The 22,121-nt window shown below is 69.8% G+C and carries 19 protein-coding genes; 9 read left to right on the forward strand and 10 right to left on the reverse strand.

Annotation, left to right across the window (positions count from 1 at the left end):
- Window positions 1-6: 6 nt before the first annotated feature.
- Window positions 7-1,500, reverse strand: a complete 1,494-nt coding sequence (locus ACFQ4H_RS08025; RefSeq protein WP_377568731.1) for a sensor histidine kinase — start codon at window positions 1,498-1,500, stop codon at window positions 7-9.
- Complete coding sequence (locus ACFQ4H_RS08030; protein WP_377568734.1) at window positions 1,497-2,153, reverse strand: response regulator transcription factor; 657 nt, start codon at window positions 2,151-2,153, stop codon at window positions 1,497-1,499. The genes ACFQ4H_RS08025 and ACFQ4H_RS08030 overlap by 4 nt, the downstream gene beginning before the upstream one ends.
- A 98-nt stretch (window positions 2,154-2,251) precedes the next feature.
- Here ACFQ4H_RS08030 and ACFQ4H_RS08035 point away from each other — a divergent pair, with 98 nt between their 5' ends.
- Complete coding sequence (locus ACFQ4H_RS08035; RefSeq protein WP_377568737.1) at window positions 2,252-3,334, forward strand: LolA family protein; 1,083 nt, start codon at window positions 2,252-2,254, stop codon at window positions 3,332-3,334.
- 174 nt (window positions 3,335-3,508) lie between these two features.
- On the opposite strand, the gene ACFQ4H_RS08040 is transcribed toward ACFQ4H_RS08035, so the two are convergent.
- Entirely contained in the window at window positions 3,509-4,144 is a 636-nt protein-coding gene (locus ACFQ4H_RS08040) for an SGNH/GDSL hydrolase family protein (RefSeq protein WP_377568740.1), read from the reverse strand.
- 266 nt (window positions 4,145-4,410) lie between these two features.
- Between ACFQ4H_RS08040 and ACFQ4H_RS08045 the strand changes: the two genes are divergently transcribed.
- Window positions 4,411-6,660, forward strand: coding sequence for a HelD family protein (locus tag ACFQ4H_RS08045; protein ID WP_377569010.1), 2,250 nt, complete (start codon window positions 4,411-4,413; stop codon window positions 6,658-6,660).
- Between the two features lie 165 nt (window positions 6,661-6,825).
- A complete protein-coding gene (locus ACFQ4H_RS08050; RefSeq protein ID WP_377568743.1) occupies window positions 6,826-7,404 on the forward strand; it encodes a dihydrofolate reductase family protein in 579 nt (192 codons plus the stop codon).
- Here ACFQ4H_RS08050 and ACFQ4H_RS08055 read toward each other — a convergent pair.
- From ACFQ4H_RS08055 to ACFQ4H_RS08070, 4 genes are all read right to left on the reverse strand, one after another.
- Window positions 7,386-8,096, reverse strand: a complete 711-nt coding sequence (locus tag ACFQ4H_RS08055; RefSeq protein WP_377568745.1) for a helix-turn-helix domain-containing protein — start codon at window positions 8,094-8,096, stop codon at window positions 7,386-7,388. The genes ACFQ4H_RS08050 and ACFQ4H_RS08055 overlap by 19 nt on opposite strands.
- A 45-nt stretch (window positions 8,097-8,141) precedes the next feature.
- Window positions 8,142-8,522, reverse strand: coding sequence for a hypothetical protein (locus tag ACFQ4H_RS08060; RefSeq protein WP_377568748.1), 381 nt, complete (start codon window positions 8,520-8,522; stop codon window positions 8,142-8,144).
- Between the two features lie 251 nt (window positions 8,523-8,773).
- A complete protein-coding gene (locus ACFQ4H_RS08065; protein ID WP_377568751.1) occupies window positions 8,774-9,757 on the reverse strand; it encodes a sporulation protein in 984 nt (327 codons plus the stop codon).
- Window positions 9,758-9,975: 218 nt separating this feature from the next.
- Entirely contained in the window at window positions 9,976-11,367 is a 1,392-nt protein-coding gene (locus ACFQ4H_RS08070; RefSeq protein WP_377568754.1) for a cellulase family glycosylhydrolase, read from the reverse strand.
- Window positions 11,368-11,601: 234 nt separating this feature from the next.
- Here ACFQ4H_RS08070 and ACFQ4H_RS08075 point away from each other — a divergent pair, with 234 nt between their 5' ends.
- The gene (locus ACFQ4H_RS08075) at window positions 11,602-12,564 is read left to right on the forward strand and encodes a TIGR03557 family F420-dependent LLM class oxidoreductase (protein WP_377568757.1); all 963 of its coding nucleotides are present in this window, start codon (window positions 11,602-11,604) and stop codon (window positions 12,562-12,564) included.
- A gap of 104 nt (window positions 12,565-12,668) precedes the next feature.
- On the opposite strand, the gene ACFQ4H_RS08080 is transcribed toward ACFQ4H_RS08075, so the two are convergent.
- Window positions 12,669-13,262 (reverse strand): ATP-dependent Clp protease proteolytic subunit, encoded by a 594-nt coding sequence (locus ACFQ4H_RS08080; RefSeq protein ID WP_377568759.1) that lies wholly within the window; start codon window positions 13,260-13,262, stop codon window positions 12,669-12,671.
- Window positions 13,263-13,557: 295 nt separating this feature from the next.
- On the opposite strand from ACFQ4H_RS08080, the gene alr reads away from it, so the two are divergent.
- Window positions 13,558-14,736, forward strand: a complete 1,179-nt coding sequence (alr, locus tag ACFQ4H_RS08085; RefSeq protein WP_377568761.1) for an alanine racemase — start codon at window positions 13,558-13,560, stop codon at window positions 14,734-14,736.
- Entirely contained in the window at window positions 14,729-15,799 is a 1,071-nt protein-coding gene (locus ACFQ4H_RS08090) for a D-alanine--D-alanine ligase family protein (protein WP_377568764.1), read from the forward strand. Before alr ends, ACFQ4H_RS08090 begins: the two co-directional genes overlap by 8 nt.
- A gap of 166 nt (window positions 15,800-15,965) precedes the next feature.
- Here the strand turns inward: ACFQ4H_RS08090 and ACFQ4H_RS08095 are convergent, their stop codons facing one another.
- Both ACFQ4H_RS08095 and ACFQ4H_RS08100 read right to left on the reverse strand, forming a co-directional pair.
- A complete protein-coding gene (locus tag ACFQ4H_RS08095) occupies window positions 15,966-16,943 on the reverse strand; it encodes a diacylglycerol/lipid kinase family protein (protein ID WP_377568766.1) in 978 nt (325 codons plus the stop codon).
- Between the two features lie 86 nt (window positions 16,944-17,029).
- Window positions 17,030-17,647: a bifunctional 4-hydroxy-2-oxoglutarate aldolase/2-dehydro-3-deoxy-phosphogluconate aldolase gene (locus tag ACFQ4H_RS08100; RefSeq protein WP_377568769.1), complete on the reverse strand. Its 618-nt coding sequence runs from the start codon at window positions 17,645-17,647 to the stop codon at window positions 17,030-17,032.
- Between the two features lie 119 nt (window positions 17,648-17,766).
- Between ACFQ4H_RS08100 and ACFQ4H_RS08105 the strand changes: the two genes are divergently transcribed.
- From ACFQ4H_RS08105 to ACFQ4H_RS08115, 3 genes are all read left to right on the forward strand, one after another.
- Window positions 17,767-18,615, forward strand: a complete 849-nt coding sequence (locus ACFQ4H_RS08105; RefSeq protein WP_377568772.1) for a PP2C family protein-serine/threonine phosphatase — start codon at window positions 17,767-17,769, stop codon at window positions 18,613-18,615.
- A 170-nt stretch (window positions 18,616-18,785) separates the two neighbouring features.
- Window positions 18,786-19,640, forward strand: coding sequence for a universal stress protein (locus ACFQ4H_RS08110; RefSeq protein WP_377568775.1), 855 nt, complete (start codon window positions 18,786-18,788; stop codon window positions 19,638-19,640).
- Between the two features lie 29 nt (window positions 19,641-19,669).
- Window positions 19,670-22,084 carry a phosphoketolase family protein gene (locus ACFQ4H_RS08115; protein WP_377568778.1) on the forward strand — a complete coding sequence of 805 codons (2,415 nt, stop codon included), beginning with the start codon at window positions 19,670-19,672 and terminating at the stop codon, window positions 22,082-22,084.
- The last annotated feature ends 37 nt before the right edge of the window (window positions 22,085-22,121 follow it).

Genomic DNA, 22,121 nt, shown 5'->3' on the forward strand with positions numbered 1-22,121 from the left:
CGACAGCTAGCGGTTCGCCGGCCGGTGCGCCGTCACCGGCCCGGGCGCGGTGTGCCTGTCGTTGCCCCTGGTCCCCGGTACGGCCCGTACCGGCAGTCGCACCTCGACCCGCAGGCCGGGCCGTGCGTCGGACAGCTCCACCGTGCCGCCCTGGCGGCGTACCAGGTCCCGGACGATGGCCAGCCCGAGCCCGGAACCACCCGCGTCCCGCGCCCGGGCGTCGTCCAGGCGGGTGAACCGGTCGAACACCCGTTCCCGGTCCTCGGCCGGGATGCCCGGGCCGTCGTCGGTCACCGTCACCACGTGGTACGCCGGCCGGCCCGGTTCCGGTCCGGTCGCCCGCACCGTCACCTCGCTACGGGCATGCCGTACGGCGTTGTCGAGCAGGTTGGCCAGCACCCGGTCCAGTGCGTCCCGTTCCCCGGTCGTCCACAACGGGTCTCCGGTCGGCACCACCCGGACCGGCGGCGCGGGATACCGTTCCGCCACCCCGACCAGCAACTCGCCCAGGTCGACCGGCCCGGCTGCCGCCCGCTGCCCGGATCCGGCGTCGTCGGCACGGGCCAGCAGCAGCAGATCGTCGACGAGCCGGCTCAGCCGCTGGGTGTCCGCCAACAGGTCGTCGGCCACCGCCGGCCAGTCGTTACGGTCACCGAGCCGCTGGGCGACCTCCAACTGGGTCCGCATGTTCGCCAGCGGGCTGCGTAGTTCGTGGGCGGCATCGGCGACGAAGGCCCGTTGACGGCTGCGGGCCGACTCCAACCGGTCCAGCATCCCGTTCAGTGTCACGGCCAACCGGTGGATCTCGTCCCGCGAGGCTGGTACCGGAAGCTGTCCGCCACGCGCACTTCCGGTGATCTCCTCGGCACCGGCCCGGAGTGCCTCGACCGGTCGCAGGGTCGCGCCGACGACCCGCCACGCCACTGCGGCGAGGATCGCCACCAGCAGCGGAAAGCTGATCAACAGGATGTTCCGTACGACCTGCACGCTGTGTCGTACGTCCGCCATCGACTTGGCGACCAGTACGGTCTGCGGGTCTTCCGCCGAACCGGCGGGGACGGCCACCACCCGCACCGGCCCCTTCATCCCCACCCGCTGGCCGGAGACGAAGATGCCCTTGCGGTCCCGGACCTCGGTCAGCTCGCCGGGGTGGAGCATCGGCACCAGCCGGTCGGCGTCGATGGAGGCGGCCAGGATCCGTCGCTGGGCGTCGACCACCTGCACCCGTACGTCGCCGCCGGCCACCGGGAGCGGATCGGGCAGGGCGTCGGCGGTGGCCAGCCGGGCCACCCCGTCGGCCGTCTTGAACGCCTCGGTGTCGATCGTGCTCTGCAGGGCGTATCCCAGCGCGCCGACCAGCACCATCCCGCCTACGGCCAGGCCGACGGTCAGCCCGACGATCGCGAGGACCAGCAGCCGTACCCGCAGGCTCTTCGTCAGGAAGGACCCCTTCCTGGCACCCTTCGCAGGTGAAGGGTCCCTTCCCAACATCCGGGTCATGTCGCCAGCCGGTAGCCGGCACCCCGGATCGTCTCCAGTCGGTCCCGGCCGATCTTGCGGCGCAGGTAACCGATGTAGACCTCGACGGCATTCGGCGCGGTGTCCAGGCTGGCGTCCCAGACGTGGTCCAGCAGCTCCGTCTTCGACACCACCGCGCCCGCCCGTCGGAGCAGATACTCCAGCAGCGCGAACTCCCGGGCGGTGAGTGTCACCTCGGCACCGTCGCGGGTGACCCGCCGTTGGGCGGGATCGAGGCTGATGTCCCCGACGCTGAGCACCGTCGGTCGTTGCGGTGCACCGCGACGCAGCAGCGCCCGCAGCCGGGCCAGCAGCACCACGTACGAGAAGGGTTTGGTGAGATAGTCGTCCGCGCCGCAGTCCAGGCCGTCGGCCTGGTCGTACTCCCCGTCCTTGGCCGAGAGCATCAGTACCGGCAGCCAGTGCTCCTCGGCTCGCAGCTGCCGCACCACCCGGTAACCGGACAGGCCCGGCAGCATCACGTCCAGGATCATCGCGTCGTAGCCGCCGTGGCGGGCCAGATCCAACCCGGTCGGCCCGTCTGCGGCCACGTCGACGGCGAACCCCTCGGCCTGTAGCCCACGTTGCAGTGCCCGGGCCAGGCGCGTCTCGTCCTCCACCACCAGCAGTCGCACGGGCCCAAGGGTGCCATCCACCGTCGAGCCCGGCCAATGCGGTTCTCAGCCCGGTCACAGCACCGCCCCGGCAGAATGTGCGCAGGAGGTGCACAACCATGTCAGTCTTCCGCTCCCGGCCGGCACTGCGCTGGCTGATTCCGTCCGCTTCGGCAGTCCTGGTCATCGCCGGGGGTGCCGTGATCGGCACGTTCGCCGCATCCGCAGAGCCGAGCCTGCCACCCCGCAGCGCCGCGCAGTTGCTGGTCGACCTACAGACCGCCCGGCTGGACGGGCTGTCCGGCACCGTCGTACAGCGGGCCGACCTGGGGTTGCCCGGCTTGTCGGCCCTCGCCACTCGGGGCAGCACCGACCTGACCTCGTTGGCCTCCGGCACGCACACCCTGCGGGTCTGGTACGCCGGGCCGGACCAGACCCGGGTCGCGCTGCTCGGCACGCTCGGGGAGAGCGACATCATCCGCAACGGGCGGGACCTGTGGTGGTGGAACAGCCAGACCAACACGGCGACCCACCGGACGCTGCCGGAGACCGGTGACGCCGGTCAGTCCCGGCCGCACAGCCTGCCCGCCACCCCCCAGGAGGCCGCCGACCAGGCGTTGGCCGCGATCGACCCGAGCACCGAGGTCACCGTCGGCCGGTCCGCGAAGATCGCCGGACGGGACGCGTACGAGCTGGTGCTCGACCCCCGGGACACCGCGTCGCTGGTGGACCAGATCCGGATCGCGATCGACGCCCGGGAACACGTGCCGCTCCGGTTCGAGATCTTCGCCAAGGGTGCCGACCAGCCGGCGTTCGTGATGGCCTTCACCCAGGTCGACTTCGACCGGCCGGACCCGGCGCAGTTCACCTTCAACCCCCCGCCCGGCACCCAGGTGACCGAGCAGGAGTTCGACCAGCCGCAGCGCCCTGACCACGGCACCGACCGGTCCGAGGCCAGGTGGGAGACCACCGGTACGGGGTGGACCACGGTCCTCGTCGGCCGTAACGCCAAGGTCGTTCCGTCGAACGGCGGGGATACCGCTGGCCTGCTGAACCTGCTGCCCAAGGTCGACGGAGCGTGGGGCAGCGGCCGGCTGCTGAGCAGCAGGCTCTTCAGCGTGCTGCTCACCGACGACGGCCGGCTCCTGGTCGGCGCGGTCACGCCCGAGCGGTTGTACGAGGTGGCCGCCGCCCACCGGTGAACTCCGGTGCGTACCACCGACGGCCCGCCGGATGTGTTTCCGGCGGGCCGTCGACAGGCCTGGCCGACGGCGTAGCCGGGCCTGGTCGAGTCGACGGGTCTGGCCTCGCCGAGTGCGGGCCTGGCCGACGGGCGTAGCCGGGCCGGAACGGCGGGCGTCGACGGGCCGGAACGGTCAGGTTGGTAGCCGCCAGCCGATCGCGGCCAGGAGCGCCTGCGCGATGACGGCGTGGCCGGGCAGGTTGGGGTGGATCCGGTCGTCCGCCCACTGCCCGGCCGGGGTGCTGGTCAGCACCCGGTCGAACGCCGCCTGGGTCGGTACGTGGACCGCGTCGAACTCGACGGCCAGGTCCTGGACCACCCGGACGTAGTCGTCGGTCTGGGCCCGTTGCGGATCGCCCCGATCGGGTTCGATCAGGTACGGCTCGACCAGGATCAGCCGGCATCCGGTGGCCTTGACGGCCCGGCTCAACAGGTCCCGCAGGGTCGACTCGTACTCCCGGATCGGCACGCCCCGGTCGGGCTGGTCGAGGAAGAACCGCCAGACGTCGTTGATGCCGATCTTTACTACGAGCCAGTCCGGCCGCTCGGCGATCACGTCCTCTTCCCAGCGGGCCGCCAGGTTCCGCACGGTGTCCCCGCTGGTGCCCCGGTTGACCCAGGTCAGCCCGAGTTCCGGGTGGGTTGCGGTGACCATCGCCCGGACCAGGTTCACATAGCCGTCGCCGTACGGGGTGGCCCGGCCACGCCGACCACAGTCGGTGATGCTGTCGCCGACGAAGACGATGCGCTGCCCAGCCGAAAAGATCATGCTGACCGCTCCCCTGCCCATGGCCACCGTGTCACGCTCACCACCGCCCGGGTGGCCGGCACACTCGCTGGACGCAGTCTTGGCCGGGCGGTGCGGAACGCGCTATTCTTCGTTGTTCAAAACGCAAAAAGAACGGCAAAGAATGCCGTTCTCGCAGGTATTTTATTTGATGGGGAGAAAGCTTGTCAAGCTACTCCGGCCACTCCACCGGGCCGCGCCTCGACGAGCAGGTCGACGAGATCGAAGCCGAACAGAAGCACATCTCGATGCTCTACGGTCGCCTCGACGACCTGCGCGAACAGGCTGCGGACCGACTGTCCGAGGCGCTGCGCAACAGCGGCGGCACGCAGCAGGAACGGTCCCAGCGGGAAGGCACCGTGGCCATGTACACCGAGCAGGTCGAACAGTTCGGCGCGGTGGAGAATGGCCTCTGCTTCGGCCGACTGGACCTCGACAACGGTGAGCGCCACTACATCGGCCGGATCGGCATTTTCGACCACTCCGGAGACTACGCGCCGTTGCTGATGGACTGGCGGGCTCCGGCCGCCCGTCCGTTCTATCTGGCGACGGCGGCAGCGCCCCAGGGGGTGCGGTGCCGCCGGCACATCCGTACCCGGCACCGGACCGTGACCGGGTTGGACGACGAGGTCCTCGACCTGACCCTGGCCCGGCACACCGGCCGGGAGGAACTCACCGGCGAGGCAGCGCTGTTCGCCGCGCTCAACGCCAGTCGTACCGGCCGGATGGGCGACATCGTGGAGACCATCCAGGCCGAGCAGGACCGGGTCATCCGCTCCGACCTGGCCGGTGTCCTCGTCGTACAGGGTGGCCCCGGCACCGGCAAGACCGCCGTCGCGCTGCACCGGGCGGCGTACCTGCTCTACACCCACCGTCAGGCGCTGTCCACGCGAGGCGTACTGCTGGTCGGCCCGAACGAGACCTTCCTGCGCTACATCTCGCAGGTGCTGCCCGCGCTGGCCGAGACCGGCGTGCTGCTGTGCACACCCGGTGACCTCTTTCCCGGGGTGACCGCCCGGCGCGCCGAACCGGCCGAGACCGCCGAGATCAAGGGCCGACCGGAGATGGTCGAGGTGCTGGCCGCCGCGGTACGGGACCGGCAACGGGTGCCGGACGAACCGGTGGAGATCGTGGTCGAGCGGGACACCCTGCTGCTCGACCCGCAGACCTGTGCCGAGGCCCGGGAACGGGTCCGCCGCGCCGACAAGCCGCACAACCTGGCCCGGCCACTGTTCGACCTTGAGATCATCCACGCGCTGGCGCAGCAGGTCGCGGAGCGGATCGGCGCGGACCCGCTCGGTGGAGAGAACCTCCTCGAGGAGGCCGACCTCGCCGAGATCCGGCGCGAGCTGCGCGAGGAGCCCGAGGTGCTGGCCGTACTGGACTGGCTGTGGCCCGTCCTCTCCCCGCAGCAACTGGTGGCCGGGCTCTACGCGTCCGACGACCGGTTGGCGACCGCCGCGCCGGAGCTGACCGAAGAGGAGCGGCAACTGCTGCGCCGCGAACCGTGGGGCGGTTGGACGCCGGCCGACGTACCACTGCTCGACGAGGCGGCCGAACTGCTCGGCGCGGACAACCGGGACGGCCAGGTACGGGCTGAGCAACTGCGCCAACAGCAGATCGAGTACGCCGAGGGCGTGCTGGACATCGCCGAGGGCTCCCGTTCGATCGACCTGGAGGACGAGGAGGAAGGCGAGATCCTCTCGGTCACCGACCTGCTCGGTGCCGACACCCTGGCCGACCGGCAGGAGGACGGTGAGCGCCTGACCACGGCACAGCGGGCGGCAGCCGACCGGACCTGGGCTTTCGGACACGTGATCGTGGATGAGGCGCAGGAACTGTCCCCGATGGCCTGGCGGCTGTTGATGCGCCGCAGCCCCAGCCGGTCGATGACCCTGGTCGGGGACGTGGCGCAGACCGGCGCGCTGGCCGGTGCGTCCTCCTGGCAGCAGACGCTGGAACCGTACGTGGACGACCGGTGGCGACTGGAGGAGTTGACGGTCAGCTACCGTACCCCCGCCGAGATCATGGCGGTCGCCGCCGACGTGCTGGCCGAGATCGACCCGTCGCTGACCCCACCCCGCTCGGTACGGAACACCGGTGTCGAGCCGTGGGACCTGCGGGTGGAGCAGGCGGAGTTCGCCGGTCAGCTGATCGCAGCGGTCCGCCGGGAGGCGGCACAGGTGGGTGAGGGCCGGGTGGGCGTGATCGTGCCCGACGGTCTGGTCGACGATCTTGGCCGTGCGGTCACCGCCGAGTTGCCCGAGGTGGCGGTGGGTGAGCATGCCGAGCTGACCAGCCAGGTGGTGCTGCTGACCGTGGCACAGGCCAAGGGGCTGGAGTTCGACAGCGTCGTGGTGGTCGAGCCGGACCGGATCGTCGCCGAGTCCCCGCGTGGCCGCAACGATCTGTACGTGGCGTTGACCCGGGCGACCCAACGGCTCGGGGTGCTGCGTACGGGGCTCGGGGTCCGGTACGCCAGCCTCGGGGTGGGTTGACCGGTGCCAGCCGTCGACCGGCCGCCGTCGTTTCCGTACAAGACGGCGGCGGCGGCCGGCTCCTAGCATGGGCGCGGGTCTGTGCACAGGGTGTCATCGGCGCTTCGACCCGCCAGTCGATCCACCACGGCGAACCTCGTCGCCTGGCCATGAGGAGAACAGCACATGCGTGATCTGGTCTACACCGGGTTCATGTCGCTCGACGGCGTCGTTGACTCCCCGGGCGGTGGGCCGGGCGAGGGGCACCGCAGCGGTGGGTGGGTCTTCCGGGACATCGAGTTCGTGCCCGATGCCTTCTCGCTCAAGGGAGAGGAGCTCGAGGACACCACGGCGCTGATGTTCGGCCGCCGCAGCTACGAGGCGTTCGCGCCGGTCTGGCGTGACTCGGACGACCACGCCGCCTACCGGGAGCTGCCGAAGTACGTGGTCTCGACCACGCTGCCCGATGACGCCCTCGTCGAGGGGTGGGGTCCGACGACGATCCTGCGCTCGACCGACGACGTGGTCGAGCTCAAGAAGAGCGAGGGTGGCGCGATCTTCATCCATGGGAGTGCCGAACTCGCCCGATGCCTGTCGGACGCGGGCCTGATCGACCGGTACCACCTGCTCGTCTTCCCGGTGCTACTCGGGGCCGGGAAGCGCCTGTTCAGTGCGGCGGACCGGGACAAGCAGGTACTGAGCCTGCGGGAGTCCGCAGCCTACCCGAACGGCATCGTCAAGCTGATCTACGACGTCGTCGGCTGATCCAGATGCAGCGCGAGGGCACCTCCGGTGCCCTCGCGCAGTTGCCGTGCTGTACGCCCGACGTACCGGTGCAGCGCACGGGCCAGGTGGGGCTCGTCGAAGTACGCGAGCCGAGAGACGACATCGGCGACCGGGACACCGGCGGCCAGGAACGTCGCGGCACTACGGGCACGTTCGATCTGTCGTACGGCCCCCTGGGTCAGCCCGGTCGCGGCTCGGAACCGGCGCTCGACGGTGCGCTTCGAGACCTGAGGACGGTGGCCCCGGCGGACCTCGCCGACCAGCGGGTCACGGACCACGGCTCCGCAGCGGACGAGCCGGTCGACCAGAGCCTCCATGTCGTCCGGGCCGGGCGTCTCCCAGCGGACACCGTCCAGCGAAAAGGTCCTGCTCGTGACGTCGGGCAGTTCGACGCCCCCGTCGACCAGGGCCGTTGTGGGCACGGCCCGCAGCGACGTGCCCACGGCGAACTCCAGGCCGACGAAGGTCGCGCCCTCTGGCACCGGCGCGGTGCCGGTCCTGGTCTCCGGCCCGGAAATGCTCGCGTACGCCCTGCCCTCGCGCTTCCAGAACACCAGGCCCCAACACGCCGTCGCAACGGAGGTCATCTCCGTGACCTGCTCGCTCATGCAGGTCCACACCGTGTCGACCCACGGGGAGTCGGACGCGCGCGTCATGAACCGCAGTCCCACGGGAGGAGGATACGGGCCCACCGGCCGTCGGCGTCCGTACCGGATCTAGGTCGCGTGGGTGGACTGGTCGCTGGTCGAACCTCCGGTCGGGGTGCTCAGCCCGCCGGTGGTCGCATCACCGGTGGTGGTCGGTGCCACATTCCCGCCCGGTGCCCGGGGCCGCCGTCGGGCACTGGCCGGTCCGGCGCTGCCGCCGGTGGTCGTGATCACGCCCCGGTTGCGGGTCGGGCCGCCATCGCGCAACACCTCCGGGTCCACGGCGGCGTTCGCGATGTCCTCTTCCTCCTGGTCCTGCACCTCGAGCCACTCGTCGGTAGCGGGCAACGTCACCTCTGCCGCCGCACCGGGCGCGTAGTCACTGTCGCCACCGCCGAGTCGGTCCACGGCCCGACGCCTCGACTCCCGCTTCTCGTCGTCCTCACGCACGTCCACCACCTCGCAGGATCGTCGTTGGCCACTGCCTCCCCCGCAACGGTTCGGCTAAACGGCGGCGCTACCGCGCCGATCCCGATCAGTGGTGCATCACCGGGACAGATGCCGCCCAGGCGTCCGAACGACAGCGAAACAGACCGGGACCCGGTGAACGGGGCAAAAGAGCGGGGCGACGGGACCAGCCAGCATTCGGTCCCGCCGCCCCACGTCCGATGTTTCGTCGGGCTAGTCGTCGTTCGTCACGACTACTCGTCGAAGCCCTCGTCGTCACCGCCGTCGAACACGTCGTCCAGCATCTCTCCAGCGATCATGCCGCCGGCCAGGCCGAGCGCCGCGCCAGCGACCACGCCGCCCATTCCGGGGCCACGCCCGTGCCCACCGTGATGGCCGTAGTGTCCCGGCCCGCCATGGTGACCGAAGTGCCCCGGCCCACCGTGTCCGCCGAACTGGCTGCCGTAGCGGGTGGCCATCTGGCTGATCCACCCGTCGACCAGCCGGGTCCAGTCGACCCGGTCCACGTTGGCGTGCTCGACGACGTACCGGCCGAAGGTGTCGTGCCCGCCGGTGAACATCCCGCCACGTTTGTCGCACTCGATGACCACGTCGACCGTGTACTGGTTGGTCACGAAGGTGACCTCGACCTCCTTGATCGCGTGCGCGTACTGCGGCGCGGCAAAGAACTCGATCTCCTGGTAGAAGGGCAGGGTCTGCCGTACCCCGTGGATGTGGCCACGCTCCAGGTCGGCGTTCTTGAACTGGAACCCGAGTCGGGAGAACGCCTCAAGGATCTTCTCGTGCACCGGCAACGGGTGCACGGCGACATGGTCGAGGTCGCCCTTGTCGACGGCACGGGCCACCGCGACGTCCGTACGCAGGCCCATGGTCATGCCCCGTAGCCGCTGCCCGTAGACGTCGGTGATCGGGGTCTCCCACGGAACCGGCATCTGGAACGGAATCGACAGTTGCTGCCCGGGGGCCAGTTGCAGCGGACCGGTCACCGGCATCCGGTGGAACTCCATCAGAGCGTTGTATTCGGTGTCGCCCCCCTCGATCTCCACGCGGGTGACCAGCGCAAGGCTGATGTGCTCGATGTTCGCCGGTACCTCGCCACCACGCAGGTTGACGTGTCCGTCGAGCGACAGCCCGGGCCGGGTGTTGGGGTTGGACAACACGGTATCCACGCTCGGGCCGCCAACCCCGAACGCACTCAACATCTTCTTGAAGACCATCGGGTTACTCCTGTGACGGGCGCTGACTGCGCGACTGACGAGCGCTGACTGCGCGACCATTTCGGGCGTGGAGGTCCACGGTAGATCGTTACACCTGGTCAGAACCCTACCGATCCCAACTGAGAGCTCCCTGAAAGCACGGTCAGCCGGTCGGCTGACGGCGCAGCGGACGGTTCGGTGGGTGGATGCTCACGGCCACCCACCGAACCGTCAACCGGTCAGGCCGTGGCCACGCACCGCACCGTCGGGATGCTGTTCCCGCTGGTCCAGGCCCCGAGGAAGCCGAAGCTCGTACTGGCCCCGACCCCGAGGGCACCGTTGTAGCCGAGGTTCCTCGCGGTGACAGCAGCTCCACTGGTCGTAACGGCGGCGTTCCAGGACTGGCTGATGGTCTGGCCGTCGCCGTACGTCCAGCTCACCGTCCATCCGGAGATCGGCGCGCCACCGGCGGTCACCCGTACTTCCGCCTGGAATCCACCCGGCCACTGGTTGGTGATCGAGTACGTCGCGACGCAGGTTCCCGGCCCCGGCGGCGGCGTGGTCGGAGAACTGGTCGGAAAACCGGTGGGCGGGATCGTCGGCGAGGTCGTCGGCCCGCTGGTCGGAGAGCCGGTCGGGCCGACCCCGCCGTACACCGTGGCCTCCCGGGCGGTCTGCCCGATCCCGTTGGCACCGTTGAAGATCCGCTGCCCCCAGCTCGTCAACCGACCGGCATCGAAGTCGGTGACCATGTCGAGATACTCGACGCCCCCGCCGTTGCCGCTCCACGACCAGCCGATGTAGCCGATGCCGTTGGCCTGGCTGTACGCCATGATCGTGTCCTCGTCCGGGTTCCCGTCGGAGTGGTCGTGCCCGAACTCGCCGACCACGATCGGCAGGCCTGCGGAGCGGAACCGACCCAGGTAGTCGGTGACCTCGCCGGCGGTGTCGAAGACCCCGTACATGTGGATGGAGAAGAGGGTGTTGCGGTCCGGGTCGCTGTCGAACACCGACTGCGCGTTGTCCCGCATGGTGAACGCCCAGTCCTGCCCCCAGTTCGGCGCGTCGACCATGATGGTGTGGTCGAAGCCGGCGGCCCGCAACCGTCGGATCGCGTCCGACGTGTCGGCGGCCCAGGTGCCGTAGTTCTGGTTGCCGTACGGCTCGTTGCCGATGTTGACGATGATGTACTGCTCCTGACCGGCCAGCACGCTGGCGATGCTGAGCCAGTAGTCGACGGCCCGGGCCAGGGTGATCGCACCGGCCTGCTCGCCGTAGCCCGTGGTGTCGTGCACCTCGAGCACACAGATGAGCCGGTTCTGCCGGCACAGGTCGATCACGTTCGCCACATCGGCGGCGTCGTTCCTCGTCCAACGGTCACCGCTGCTCAACACCACCCGTACGGTGTTCGCGCCGAGCGACTTGATACCGGCGAACGAGCCGGTCCGGTTGGCGTACCAGGTGTGCGCGTGGCTGACGCCACGCATGACGAACTCGGCACCGTTGGCTTCGTAGAGCCGGCCGCCGCTGACGTAGAACCCGGTGGCGGCGTACGCAGCCGGCATGACGGTCAGCGCGGAGACGATGAGAGCGAAGAGTGTCGCCAGGGCGACGGAGAGTCGTGCCTTCATGGTCACCTCAGGGAGTAGTCCCGAATCCGGGGATTGGTGTGTACGGGTCAGCGGCTGAGCCCGACAGCCACCGGATCGGCTCCCTGTTGGTACGCGGCCCAGGATATTCCCCTTGGTCGATTCCACACAACGGCCGAACCGACCGGTCGACCCGGTTCGCCACGCGGCCCGAGGTTTACCGACGCGGTGTGGGGTTACCCGGTCCTTCGGGGGAACCGAGAGGAGAGACGGGCGATGGTCACGGTGGGCTACAGCGTGTTGTGCGAGCAGGCCGGGCCGAAGGAGCTGGTCGACTACGCGGTACGAGCGGAGAGCGCCGGCTTCGATCTCGCCGTCGTCTCCGACCACTACTACCCCTGGCTGGAGTCACAGGGTCACTCGCCGTACGCCTGGTCGGTGCTCGGCGCGGTCGCGCACGTGACCTCCCGGATCGAGCTGATGTCGTTCGTGACCTGTCCGATCCGCCGCTACCACCCGAGTGTGGTCGCCCAGCGGGCGGCTACGGTCGGCCTGCTCTCCGACGGCCGGTTCACCCTCGGACTGGGCGCCGGGGAGAACCTCAACGAACACGTGGTCGGCGGCTGGCCGCATGTCGAGCAACGCCACGAGATGTTCGAGGAGGCGTTGCAGATCATCCGCCCGCTGCTCGACGGACAGCGGCTCACCTACTCCGGCAACCACTTCGACGTCCCCGACGCCTACCTGTGGGACCGGCCGGAGACCCCGGTGCCCATCGCCGTCGCCGTCTCCGGCACCGGCTCGTGCGAGCTGGCCGGGGCGTACGCCGACGCGGTCGTGGCGACCGAGCCGGAATCCCAGCTACTTGAACTGTTCGACCGGGCCGGCGGACGCGGCAAGCCCCGCTACGGTCAGGTGTCGATCTGCTACGGGCCGGACGAGGACGAGTGCCGCCGGATCGTGCACGACCAGTTCCGCTGGTTCGGGCTGGGCTGGAAGGTGAACGCCGAACTGCCCGGTCCGGAGTCGTTCGCCAGCGCCAGCCAGTTCGTACGGGTCGAGGACGTCGCCTCCAGCATCCCCTGCGGGCCGGACGTCGACGCGCATGTGGCCGCGTTCAAGAAGTTCGTCGACGCCGGATTCACCCACGTCGCGATAACCCAGGTCGGTGGCGACAGCCAGCCGGTGTTCCTCGACTGGGCCCGGGAGGAGCTGATCCCTCGACTCCGCGAACTGTGACACGACCGCACGCACTGCGACCTCCGCCGAGCGGAGTGTGACGGCAGCCGTCGGCGCGGGTCGCATTCGCGAAGAGCGGCCCGCGCCGACGTCGGTCTGCCGGGTCAGTCGGTCGAGTCGACCAGGGGCGAGATCTGGCCGGCGTGGGCGATGACGTGATCGATCATCCCGTACGCCTTCGCCTGCTCGGCCGTGAACCAACGGTCCCGGTCGGCGTCCCGGGTGATCTCCTCGACGGTGCGTCCGGTGTGCCGGGCCAGCAGTTCGTGCGAGGTGCGCTTGACGTACCGCATGTTCTCCACCTGGATGGCGATGTCGGCGGCGGTGCCACCGAACCCACCGGAGAGTTGGTGCATCATGATCTGCGCGTGGGGCAGCGCGTAGCGCTTGCCGGCTGTCCCCGTGCAGAGCAGGAACTGTCCCATCGATCCGGCCAGGCCGACGGCGATCGTGGCGACGTCGTTGGGCACGAACCGCATGGTGTCATAGATGGCCATGCCGGCACTGACCGATCCACCGGGCGAGTTAATATACAACTGAATGTCACGCTCACTGTCCGCTGCCGAGAGCAGCAGTAACTGCGCACAGATCACGTTGGCCGACGCATCGTCGACCTCTGTGCCGAGAAAGATGATCCGTTCCTGGAGCAGTCGTTCGAAGACCTGGTTTCCAAGGGATGGCTGAGCTTCAACCTGCATCCGAACTCCCGTTGACTCACTGGTGCCGCCTCCTGTCCGCGGTGGCGTTCGTGCCCCGCCCGGAGGACCGATTGCTAGATCTTCGCCGCCGTCACCGGCTGCTCCATCCGCTTTGCGCTGTCGGCGGATCCGCTCATAGCCGAATCAACAGCTGAGCAGGCCCAACACCGGCCAGATACGACAAAATCGGGCGGTGTGCGCAAGCGCCGGGCCGTGCCGGGAAGGACCACCGCCCGCCGAATCAGCACTGATTCCTCACAGAATTTTCGCAACTAGTGCCCTAAGGTCGGACAACGTGATCAAGTACGGCGGCACAGAGCCGTCACCGCCCCTCGCGGAGACCATCGTCGACCTCGACGCAATCGCCCACAACACCCGCCTGCTGGCTGCGCAGACCAATGCGACGATGCTGGCGGTAGTAAAGGCGAACGCATTCGGGCACGGAGTACAGGCGGTGACACGTACCGTGCTGGACGCCGGAGCGCAATGGCTCGGCGTCACCTCCCGCGCGGAGGCGCTGGAACTGCGCGACGTCGGAATCACGGCACCGATTCTGAGCTGGCTGCACGCCCCCGATGAGGACTTCGCACCGGTCATCACCGCCGACGTCGACCTGTCCGCCGCCTCCGTCGACCACCTGGTCGGCATCGCGGCCAGCGCGCGACGGATCGGTATCCCGGCCAACGTGCACCTCAAGGCCGACACCGGCCTGTCCCGGGGTGGCGCGACCGACCGGAACTGGCCGGAACTCGTGAGCCAGGCACGGTCACTGGAACAGGCGGGGTTGATCCGGGTACGCGGAGTGTGGTCCCACCTGGCCAACGCCGAGCAACCCGACCATCCGAGCGTGGCCGGGCAGATCCACGAATTCAAGCGGGCGCTGACCTTCGCCCGCGCCACCGGACTGTCCCCCGAGGTGACCCACCTGGCGAACTCGGCCGCCCTGATCGGCGTACCGGAGGCACACTTCGACCTGGTCCGGGCCGGTATCGCCCTGTACGGACCGGAGCCGATGACCGACCGGACCGTCGGCCTCCGAGCGACGATGACCCTGCGCAGCCGGGTCATCCTGACCAAGCGGGTACCGGCCGGTACCGGTGTCTCCTACGGCCACGACTACACCACGTCGCACGAGACGACCCTGGTGCTGGTGTCGATCGGATTCGCCGACGGCGTACCCAGGTGTGCCGGCAGCCGGGCCGAGGTCTGGATCCGTGGACGGCGGTGTCCGATCGCCGGTCGGATCGCCATGGACCAGTTCGTCGCCGACGTGGGCGATCTACCGGTCCGGACCGGGGACGAGGTACTGGTGTTCGGCACCGGCGAACGTGGTGAACCCACCGTGACCGAATGGGCCGGGTGGGCCGGCACGAACCCCCACGAAATTCTCACTGGAATCGGAGCCCGGGTATCGCGTCGGTACCTGCCGGTGCGCTCCGGACAAACCACCGAACGGGAGCGGGTCAATGCCTGAAGCCACCATCCGAGTCGCGGTGATCTGCGGCGGACGCAGCGGGGAACATGAGGTGTCCCGCAAGTCGGCGGCCAGCATCGTCGCCAACCTGGACAAGTCCCGCTACGAGCCGCAGCTGGTGCTGATCACCGAAGCCGGCGAGTGGGTGTTCGGCGACGACGAGCCGGTCAGCGTCTTCGACGCCATCGAACGGTTGCGGGACCTGGACGTCATCTTCCCCGCCCTGCACGGTCCGTACGGTGAGGACGGCACGTTGCAGGCGGTGCTGGAGATGACCGGGGTGCCGTACGTCGGCAACGGGGTGCTGTCCAGCGCGATCGGCATGGACAAGGAGATCACGAAGAAGCTGCTGGCGGCCGAGGGGCTACCGGTCTCCGCCTCCGTGGTACTGCGTCCCGAGGTCGACGAGCCGAAGGAAGCCGAGATCCGGCAACTCGGCCTGCCGGTCTTCGTCAAGCCGTCCCGGGCCGGTTCCAGCCTGGGTGTCTCCCGGGTGGACCGCTGGGAGGATCTGCCGGCGGCGATCGCCCGGGCCCGCGAGAGCGACCCGAAGGTGCTGATCGAGGAGGCGGTGCCCGGCCGCGAGATCGACCTGGCGGTGCTCGAGTACCCGGACGGCTGCCTCAGCGTCGGTCCGCCGCTGGAGATCCGGGTGGCCGAGGACCGGACCTTCTTCGACTACAACGCCAAGTACGGCGAGAACGGCGCCGTCTTCGACATCCCCGCCCGCCTGGACGGCCGCATCAACGCCGAACTGGCCGACCTCGCGCTCCGGGCCTTCCGGGCACTGGGCTGCGCCGGTCTGGCCCGGATCGACTTCTTCCTGCGCGACGGGAAGAGCCCGGTGGTAAACGAGATCAACACGTTCCCCGGATTCACCGCGCTGTCGCAGTATCCGCAGATCTGGGACACGGCGGGTCTCGGCTATCCGGCGCTGCTGGACGTCCTGATCGACACCGCGCTCGCCCGACGTGCCCGCCAACCGCAACCGCAAGCACCGGCGCACCCGCAGCAGCGGAGCCAGTCGGCCGACTCGGTCGGTCAGGCAGAGCGGGTCGGCTGACCGGTCAGCCAGAGGGTGCCGGTCAGCCAGAGGGTGCCGGTCAGCCAGAGGGTGCCGGTCAGCCAGAGGGTGCCGGTCAGCCTGAGGGTGCCGGTCAGCCTGAGGGTGCCGGTCAGCCTGAGGGTGCCGGTCAGCCTGAGGGTGCCGGTCGGGCAGACAGCGCCGGTCAGCTCATGTCGTCGGCCTGGCGGAACCGGACGAGTGCCTCCCAGGGGCGGTCCATCCGCCGCGCGCCCTGTGGCACGCACAGCCACAGGGCGCGCGGCAGGACCTTCACGCGCAGCGTACGACCCGGCGTGATCACATCGCCATCGAGTTCGCGCGGCTGGGCCCGGTTACTGGTCACCTCCACCCGCTGGCCCCGGAACACCTCCATCCGGGGCACCCGGGTCCGCCGGCACAGCACCGCCCAACCGAGCGACAGCCAGTGGCCGACGGTACGCGGGGTGAGCACCGCCACGTCGAGGAAGCCGTCGTCGGGCTCGGCCGCGGCCAGCAGCCGTACCCCGCCCTGGAGGCGTCCGACGTTGGCCACCAGCACCGTACGGGCGCGACGCCGCAACGGTGGCTGGTCGTCGATCCTGATCGTCACCCGCATCGGCCGGTCCCGCAGGTGACGCGCACCACCCATCAGGTACGCCAGCCATCCGATGCGCGCCTTCGTCGACTCGGAGGTGGACTTGAGCAGTTGGGCGTCGAAGCCCATGCCGGCCATCACGGTGAAGCACCGGCCCTCGATCGCGCCGACGTCCACCTGTCGACGGCCGGGGCCGATCGCCACCTCGATCGCGGCGGTCAGGTCGCCGGAGAGCCCGAGGTTCGAGGCCAGCAGGTTACCGGTACCGCACGGCAGGATCGCCAGCGCGACGTCGGTGCCGACCAGCTCGCTGACGCACGACATGATCGTGCCGTCGCCACCGCAGACCAGGACCACCTCGACACCGGCCTCGACCGCCTGGCGGGTCTGACCGCGGCCCGGATCCGCCACCGTCGTCTCCAACCAGATCGGCGGCGCCCAGCCGGCCGCCGCCAGCATCCGGTTGATCTTCCGGCGTAACCCGTCGGGGTCGTCCAGCTTCGCCGGGTTGACCACAACGGCGGAGCGGAGCCCACCCGCTCCGTGTGTATCGACCAGCCCGTCCACGGGCGCCAGTGTGCCGTAAGCCCGATGTGGCAGGACCGCCGGGAACCTCTCTGCCACCGATTGGGAACGGCGAGTAAGGATCCTCCTCACCGCAGCACGGCACGGAAGTTCTCGGCGCGCTGCCGGAGCCCGCCCAGGTCACCACCGCGCAACGCGTCCCCGAGCAACGCCGAACCCACCCCCACCGCCAGCGCGCCAGCGGCAAGGTAGTCACGCGCCGTGTCGACGTCCACCCCGCCGAACGGTACGAACGGCACCTCGGGGAACGGCTCCCGCAGGGTACGCAGATAGGCCGGCCCGCCGGGCGAGGCGGGAAACAGCTTCACCGCGGCGGCACCGGCCACGCTCGCCGTGATCACCTCGGTCGGGGTCAGCGCACCGACCAGCGCCGGGAGCCCCAACCGGACCGACTCGGCCAGGGCCGGGGCCAGGCCGGGCATGACGACGAAGGACGCCCCGGCCTGCTCGACCTGCACCACGTCCGCCTCGGTCAGCACCGTACCGGCCCCCAGGGGTGCCTCCGGTCCCAGTTCCGCCCGGGCCCGGACCAGCACCGCGACCGCGTCCTTGGAGGTCAGTGACACCTCGATCAGGGTGATCCCGGCTTCGGCGAGGACCAGGATGCTGTCCAGGGCCGCGTCCGGGTCGTCGGCCCGTACCACCGCCAGCAGCCGGTGCTCTCGCAACACCTCTCGCAGGTTCACCGCCCCATTCTCCCAGGCCGGGCCGGCACGGAGGACCACCATGGGGGAGGCTGCGACACCCGGCCGGGGTCCGGCGCACCTCCCCGGTATGCGTACGGTGTCCTGTTAGCCTGCGGGCCATGGGGCAGAGCCGGCACGTCTCCGACGACATCAGTGCGCACCGCGCACGCCCCGAGCAGCGTCTGTTCCGGCAGCCCGGCCCCGGCCAGAAGGAGACCGACGTCCTGCGGACCTTCGAACGCGGCGCGCACCGGTTGTCGGTGGCCGCCGGCACCCGGGTCGGCATGCGTTACCCGGCCAACTTCGACGTACTGCACGTCGATTCGACGCTGCCGCTCGTCGCGGTGGCCGACGGCATGGGCGGCGGGCAGGGCAGCGCGGTCGCCGGTTCGACGGCCATGGCCACCTTCGTCGACGCGGTACGGGCGGCCGGCGAGGACGCGGGCGCGCCCCAGCTACGGGACGCGGTCGCCCGGGCCCAGCACCGGGTCCACGCGGCCGGGGCCGAGTTGGGCGAGTTGACCGGCTGCACGCTGACCGCGCTGCTGGTGGACCCGTCGGGCACGGCCGGCTGGATCACCCAGATCGGCGACTCCCGGGCCTACCGGCTCCGTGGTGGCCTGCTCGAACTACTCACCGTCGACCACACCGCAGCCTGGCTCGGTGCCGTCTACAACTGGTATCCCGCCGACTCCCCCACGGCCGCCGCCGCGCGTTACCAGCTCACCCGGTACATGGGTCACCCCGACCTGCCCGAACCAGATCTGCTGAATGTGTCCCTGCGGCCCGGCGACGTGTACTGCCTCTGCACCGACGGTGTGTCGGAGCCGATCAGCTACGACCGACTTCGGCAGCTGCTCGACGGCGACCCCGCTGACGCCGTACGGATCGCGCTGGCCGACACCCTCGCCGCCGGTGGTCGGGACAACGCGACGATGACCGTGGTACGGGTCGAAAGCATCCGTTGACCGTCGGCCGTTGACCGTCGGGCGTCGGCGGGCAATGCGATCCCGCCACACGGAACCCGGACCCCGACTAGGCTCTGTCGGTAGAAAGCCACCCAAAGTTCGGATATGGCTACGACGCATCCGGGGGATCGGCGGGCGGGCAGACACGCGCTCGCCCGGAGGTGACAACGATGACCACTCCTGCCGCCGCGCCAGTGGTCGTCGGCGTCGACGACTCGCCGGTGAGCCGCAGCGCCGTACGACTGGCCGCTCGGGAGGCAGCCAGTCGCCGCCGTCCGCTGCGGGTCGTACACGTCTTCGACTGGGGGGCGGACCCGACCGCCCCGGCCGGGGAACTCCGCGACGCCGCTGAGCGGATGCTCGGGGAAGCGATGACCATCGCGGTGCAGACCGCGCCGGAGGTCGAGGTCTCCTGCGCCATCATCGAGGGGCAGCCCGTCACCGCGCTGCTACGGGAGTCCAACGCCGCCGCCCTGATCGTCATCGGCGACGGAAACCTGGCGACCCGGTCCGCCATCTCGGCGGATGCCACCGCGGTGCAGATCGCCGCCCGGGCCGGATGCGGCGCGCTGATCGCCCGCGAGGCGTCCCCGCCGGCCGGACCGATCCTGGTGGGATTCGACGATTCGGCCAGTTCGCGGGGTGCGCTCGACTTCGCCTTCGACTCGGCGCAACGGTACGGGCGGCAGGTCACCGTGGTCCAGGTGGTGGAGGCGGAGAAGGCAGCGGGTGACGCCGTACCGGGAGCCGCGATCACCGACGGGGCCGGTGACCAGTTGGCCAACGCCCTGGTCTCCTGGCAGCAGGCTCATCCGACGGTCAGCGTCGAGCAGCGGATCCGCACCGGGGATCCCGGAGACGTCCTCATCGAGGAGTCCCGCGCCGCCGAACTCGTCGCGGTGGGGGCGCGCGGCGAGCAGCCCTGGCGCGGTGCGCTCGGCGCGGTCAGCCAGTCGGTGCTGTACCACTCCCCCGCCCCCGTGATCATCGTCCGGCACGCCGACGACCTGTCCCCGCTCGACTGACCGATCCGGGACGGGAGGGACACGGGCGGATGGAGACTTGGTCGGGCCAGCGGGCCCCGTTGACCGGGAACGAGGTACGCCGGCTGGACGCCTACTGGCGAGCCGCGAACTACCTGACCGCCGGGCAGATCTACCTGCTCGACAATCCGTTGCTGCGCCGGGCGCTGGTGCCGTCGGACATCAAGCCCCGACTGCTCGGTCACTGGGGGACCGGTCCCGGGCTCAACCTGATCTACGTACACCTGAATCGGGCCATCGTCCGCCGGGACCTGGACATGATCTTCGTGACCGGGCCGGGACACGGCGGCCCGGCGATCGTGGCGAACACCTGGCTGGAAGGCACCTACAGCGAGTGCTACCCGGAGGTGAGCCGCGACGGAACCGGCATGGCCCGCCTGTTCCGGCAGTTCTCCTTCCCCGGTGGCATCCCCAGCCACGTCGCCGCAGAGATACCGGGATCGATCCACGAGGGCGGCGAACTGGGCTACTCGCTGATGCACGCCTACGGTGCCGCCTTCGACAACCCGGACCTGGTGGTCGCCTGCGTGATCGGCGACGGTGAGGCCGAGACCGGCCCGCTGGCCGGCAGCTGGCTGTCCAACGTCTTCCTCAATCCGGTCCGCGACGGCGCGGTACTGCCGATCCTGCACCTCAACGGCTACAAGATCGCCAACCCGACGGTGCTCGACCGGATCCCCCCGGAGGATCTGCTGGCGATGTTGCACGGCTTCGGCTACCAGCCGTACGTCGTCGACGGGGTCGACCGGGACCATCCGGCGACCGGTGACGACAGTTTCCGGGTGCACCAGGAGTTGGCCGGTGTCCTGGACCGGGCGCTCGACGACATCGCCGCCGCCCAGCGGCACGCCCGGGAATCCGGCCGGGCCGATCGGCCGAGGTGGCCGATGATCGTACTGCGCACCCCCAAGGGCTGGACCGGCCCGCAGCAGGTCAGCGGGCAGCAGGTCGAGGGCACGTTCCACGCCCATCAGGTCCCGCTGGCCGGCGTACGGGGCAACCCTGCGCACCTCGCCGAACTGGAACGTTGGCTGCGGGGGTACCGCCCGGAGGAACTGTTCGACGCGGACGGATCACCGGTGGCCGAACTGACCGCCCTGTCCCCCACCGGCGCGCGGCGGATGAGCGCCAATCCGACCACCAACGGCGGTCTGCTCCTACGTGACCTGGCCCTGCCCGACTTCCGTGAGTACGCCGTACCGGTGCCCGAACCGGGCGCGACCGTGGTCGGGGCGACCTGGACGCTCGGTGGCTGGATTCGTGACGTCATCACCGCCAACCCGGACCGGTTCCGGCTCTTCGCCCCGGACGAGGTGGCCTCCAACCGGCTCGACGCCGCGTTCGAGGTCACCGACCGGGCCTTCGTCGGTGCGCTGCGCCCCAACGACGACCATCTCTCCCCGACCGGCCGGGTGATGGAGGTGCTCTCCGAGCATCTGTGCCAGGGCTGGCTGGAAGGCTATCTGCTGACCGGCCGGCACGGGATCTTCACCAGCTACGAGGCGTTCATCCACATCGTCGACTCGATGTTCAACCAGCATGCCAAGTGGCTCAAGGTGAGCCGGCAGATCCCCTGGCGGCGGCCCATCGCCTCACTGAACTACCTGTTGTCCAGCCACGTCTGGCAACAGGACCACAACGGTTTCTCCCACCAGGATCCGGGCTTCATCGACCATGTGATGAACAAGAAGGCGGAGATCGTCCGGGTCTACCTGCCACCGGACGCCAACACGCTGCTGGTCACCATGGACCACTGCCTGCGCAGTCGGCACTACGTCAACGTCGTGGTCGCCGGCAAACACCCGTCCCCGTGCTGGTTGACCATGGACGAGGCGGTCCGGCACTGCCGGGACGGGCTGGGCACCTGGCACTGGGCAGGTTCACCCGGTCCCGACGAGCCGGACGTGGTGCTGGCCTGTGCGGGCGACGTACCGACCCTGGAGACGCTGGCCGCCGCCGACCTGCTGCGCCGGCATCTGCCGACGCTGCGGGTACGGGTGGTCAACGTGGTCGACCTCACCCGGTTGCAGCCGGACACCGAACATCCGCACGGTCTGCCCGACCCTGACTTCGACCGGGTCTTCACCTGCGACAAGCCGGTGATCTTCGCTTATCACGGCTACCCGTGGCTGATCCACCGGCTGACCTACCGGCGGAGCAACCACCAGAACCTGCATGTCCGCGGCTACCTGGAGGAGGGCACCACCACGACGCCCTTCGACATGCTGATGCTCAACAACCTCGACCGGTTCCACCTCGTGATCGACGTCATCGACCGGGTTCCCGGCCTCGCCGACCATGCGGGGCAGGAGCTACGCCAGGCGATGGTCGACGCCCGTCGGGCGTGTCGGGAGCACACCCGACGGTACGGGGAGGACTCGCCGCTGGTTACCGAATGGCGCTGGCTGGGTACGTCCCCGGACTGACGACCGCCGGTCCCGGATCTCCCCGGCGGGGAGGCAC

The organism is Micromonospora sonneratiae (assembly GCF_042679305.1).
Taxonomy (GTDB): domain Bacteria; phylum Actinomycetota; class Actinomycetes; order Mycobacteriales; family Micromonosporaceae; genus Micromonospora_H; species Micromonospora_H sonneratiae.

What these genes read in the sequence shown, in the direction of transcription:
- ACFQ4H_RS08035 (WP_377568737.1), top strand. Translation starts at nt 2,252, where the DNA reads ATGTCAGTCTTCCGCTCCCGGCCGGCACTGCGCTGGCTGATTCCGTCC.
- ACFQ4H_RS08070 (WP_377568754.1), bottom strand. Translation starts at nt 11,367, where the DNA reads ATGAAGGCACGACTCTCCGTCGCCCTGGCGACACTCTTCGCTCTCATC.
- ACFQ4H_RS08050 (WP_377568743.1), top strand. Translation starts at nt 6,826, where the DNA reads ATGCGTGATCTGGTCTACACCGGGTTCATGTCGCTCGACGGCGTCGTT.
- ACFQ4H_RS08110 (WP_377568775.1), top strand. Translation starts at nt 18,786, where the DNA reads ATGACCACTCCTGCCGCCGCGCCAGTGGTCGTCGGCGTCGACGACTCG.
- ACFQ4H_RS08045 (WP_377569010.1), top strand. Translation starts at nt 4,411, where the DNA reads ATGCTCTACGGTCGCCTCGACGACCTGCGCGAACAGGCTGCGGACCGA.
- ACFQ4H_RS08105 (WP_377568772.1), top strand. Translation starts at nt 17,767, where the DNA reads ATGGGGCAGAGCCGGCACGTCTCCGACGACATCAGTGCGCACCGCGCA.
- ACFQ4H_RS08075 (WP_377568757.1), top strand. Translation starts at nt 11,602, where the DNA reads ATGGTCACGGTGGGCTACAGCGTGTTGTGCGAGCAGGCCGGGCCGAAG.
- ACFQ4H_RS08025 (WP_377568731.1), bottom strand. Translation starts at nt 1,500, where the DNA reads ATGACCCGGATGTTGGGAAGGGACCCTTCACCTGCGAAGGGTGCCAGG.
- ACFQ4H_RS08115 (WP_377568778.1), top strand. Translation starts at nt 19,670, where the DNA reads ATGGAGACTTGGTCGGGCCAGCGGGCCCCGTTGACCGGGAACGAGGTA.
- ACFQ4H_RS08040 (WP_377568740.1), bottom strand. Translation starts at nt 4,144, where the DNA reads ATGATCTTTTCGGCTGGGCAGCGCATCGTCTTCGTCGGCGACAGCATC.
- ACFQ4H_RS08065 (WP_377568751.1), bottom strand. Translation starts at nt 9,757, where the DNA reads ATGGTCTTCAAGAAGATGTTGAGTGCGTTCGGGGTTGGCGGCCCGAGC.
- ACFQ4H_RS08090 (WP_377568764.1), top strand. Translation starts at nt 14,729, where the DNA reads ATGCCTGAAGCCACCATCCGAGTCGCGGTGATCTGCGGCGGACGCAGC.
- ACFQ4H_RS08080 (WP_377568759.1), bottom strand. Translation starts at nt 13,262, where the DNA reads ATGCAGGTTGAAGCTCAGCCATCCCTTGGAAACCAGGTCTTCGAACGA.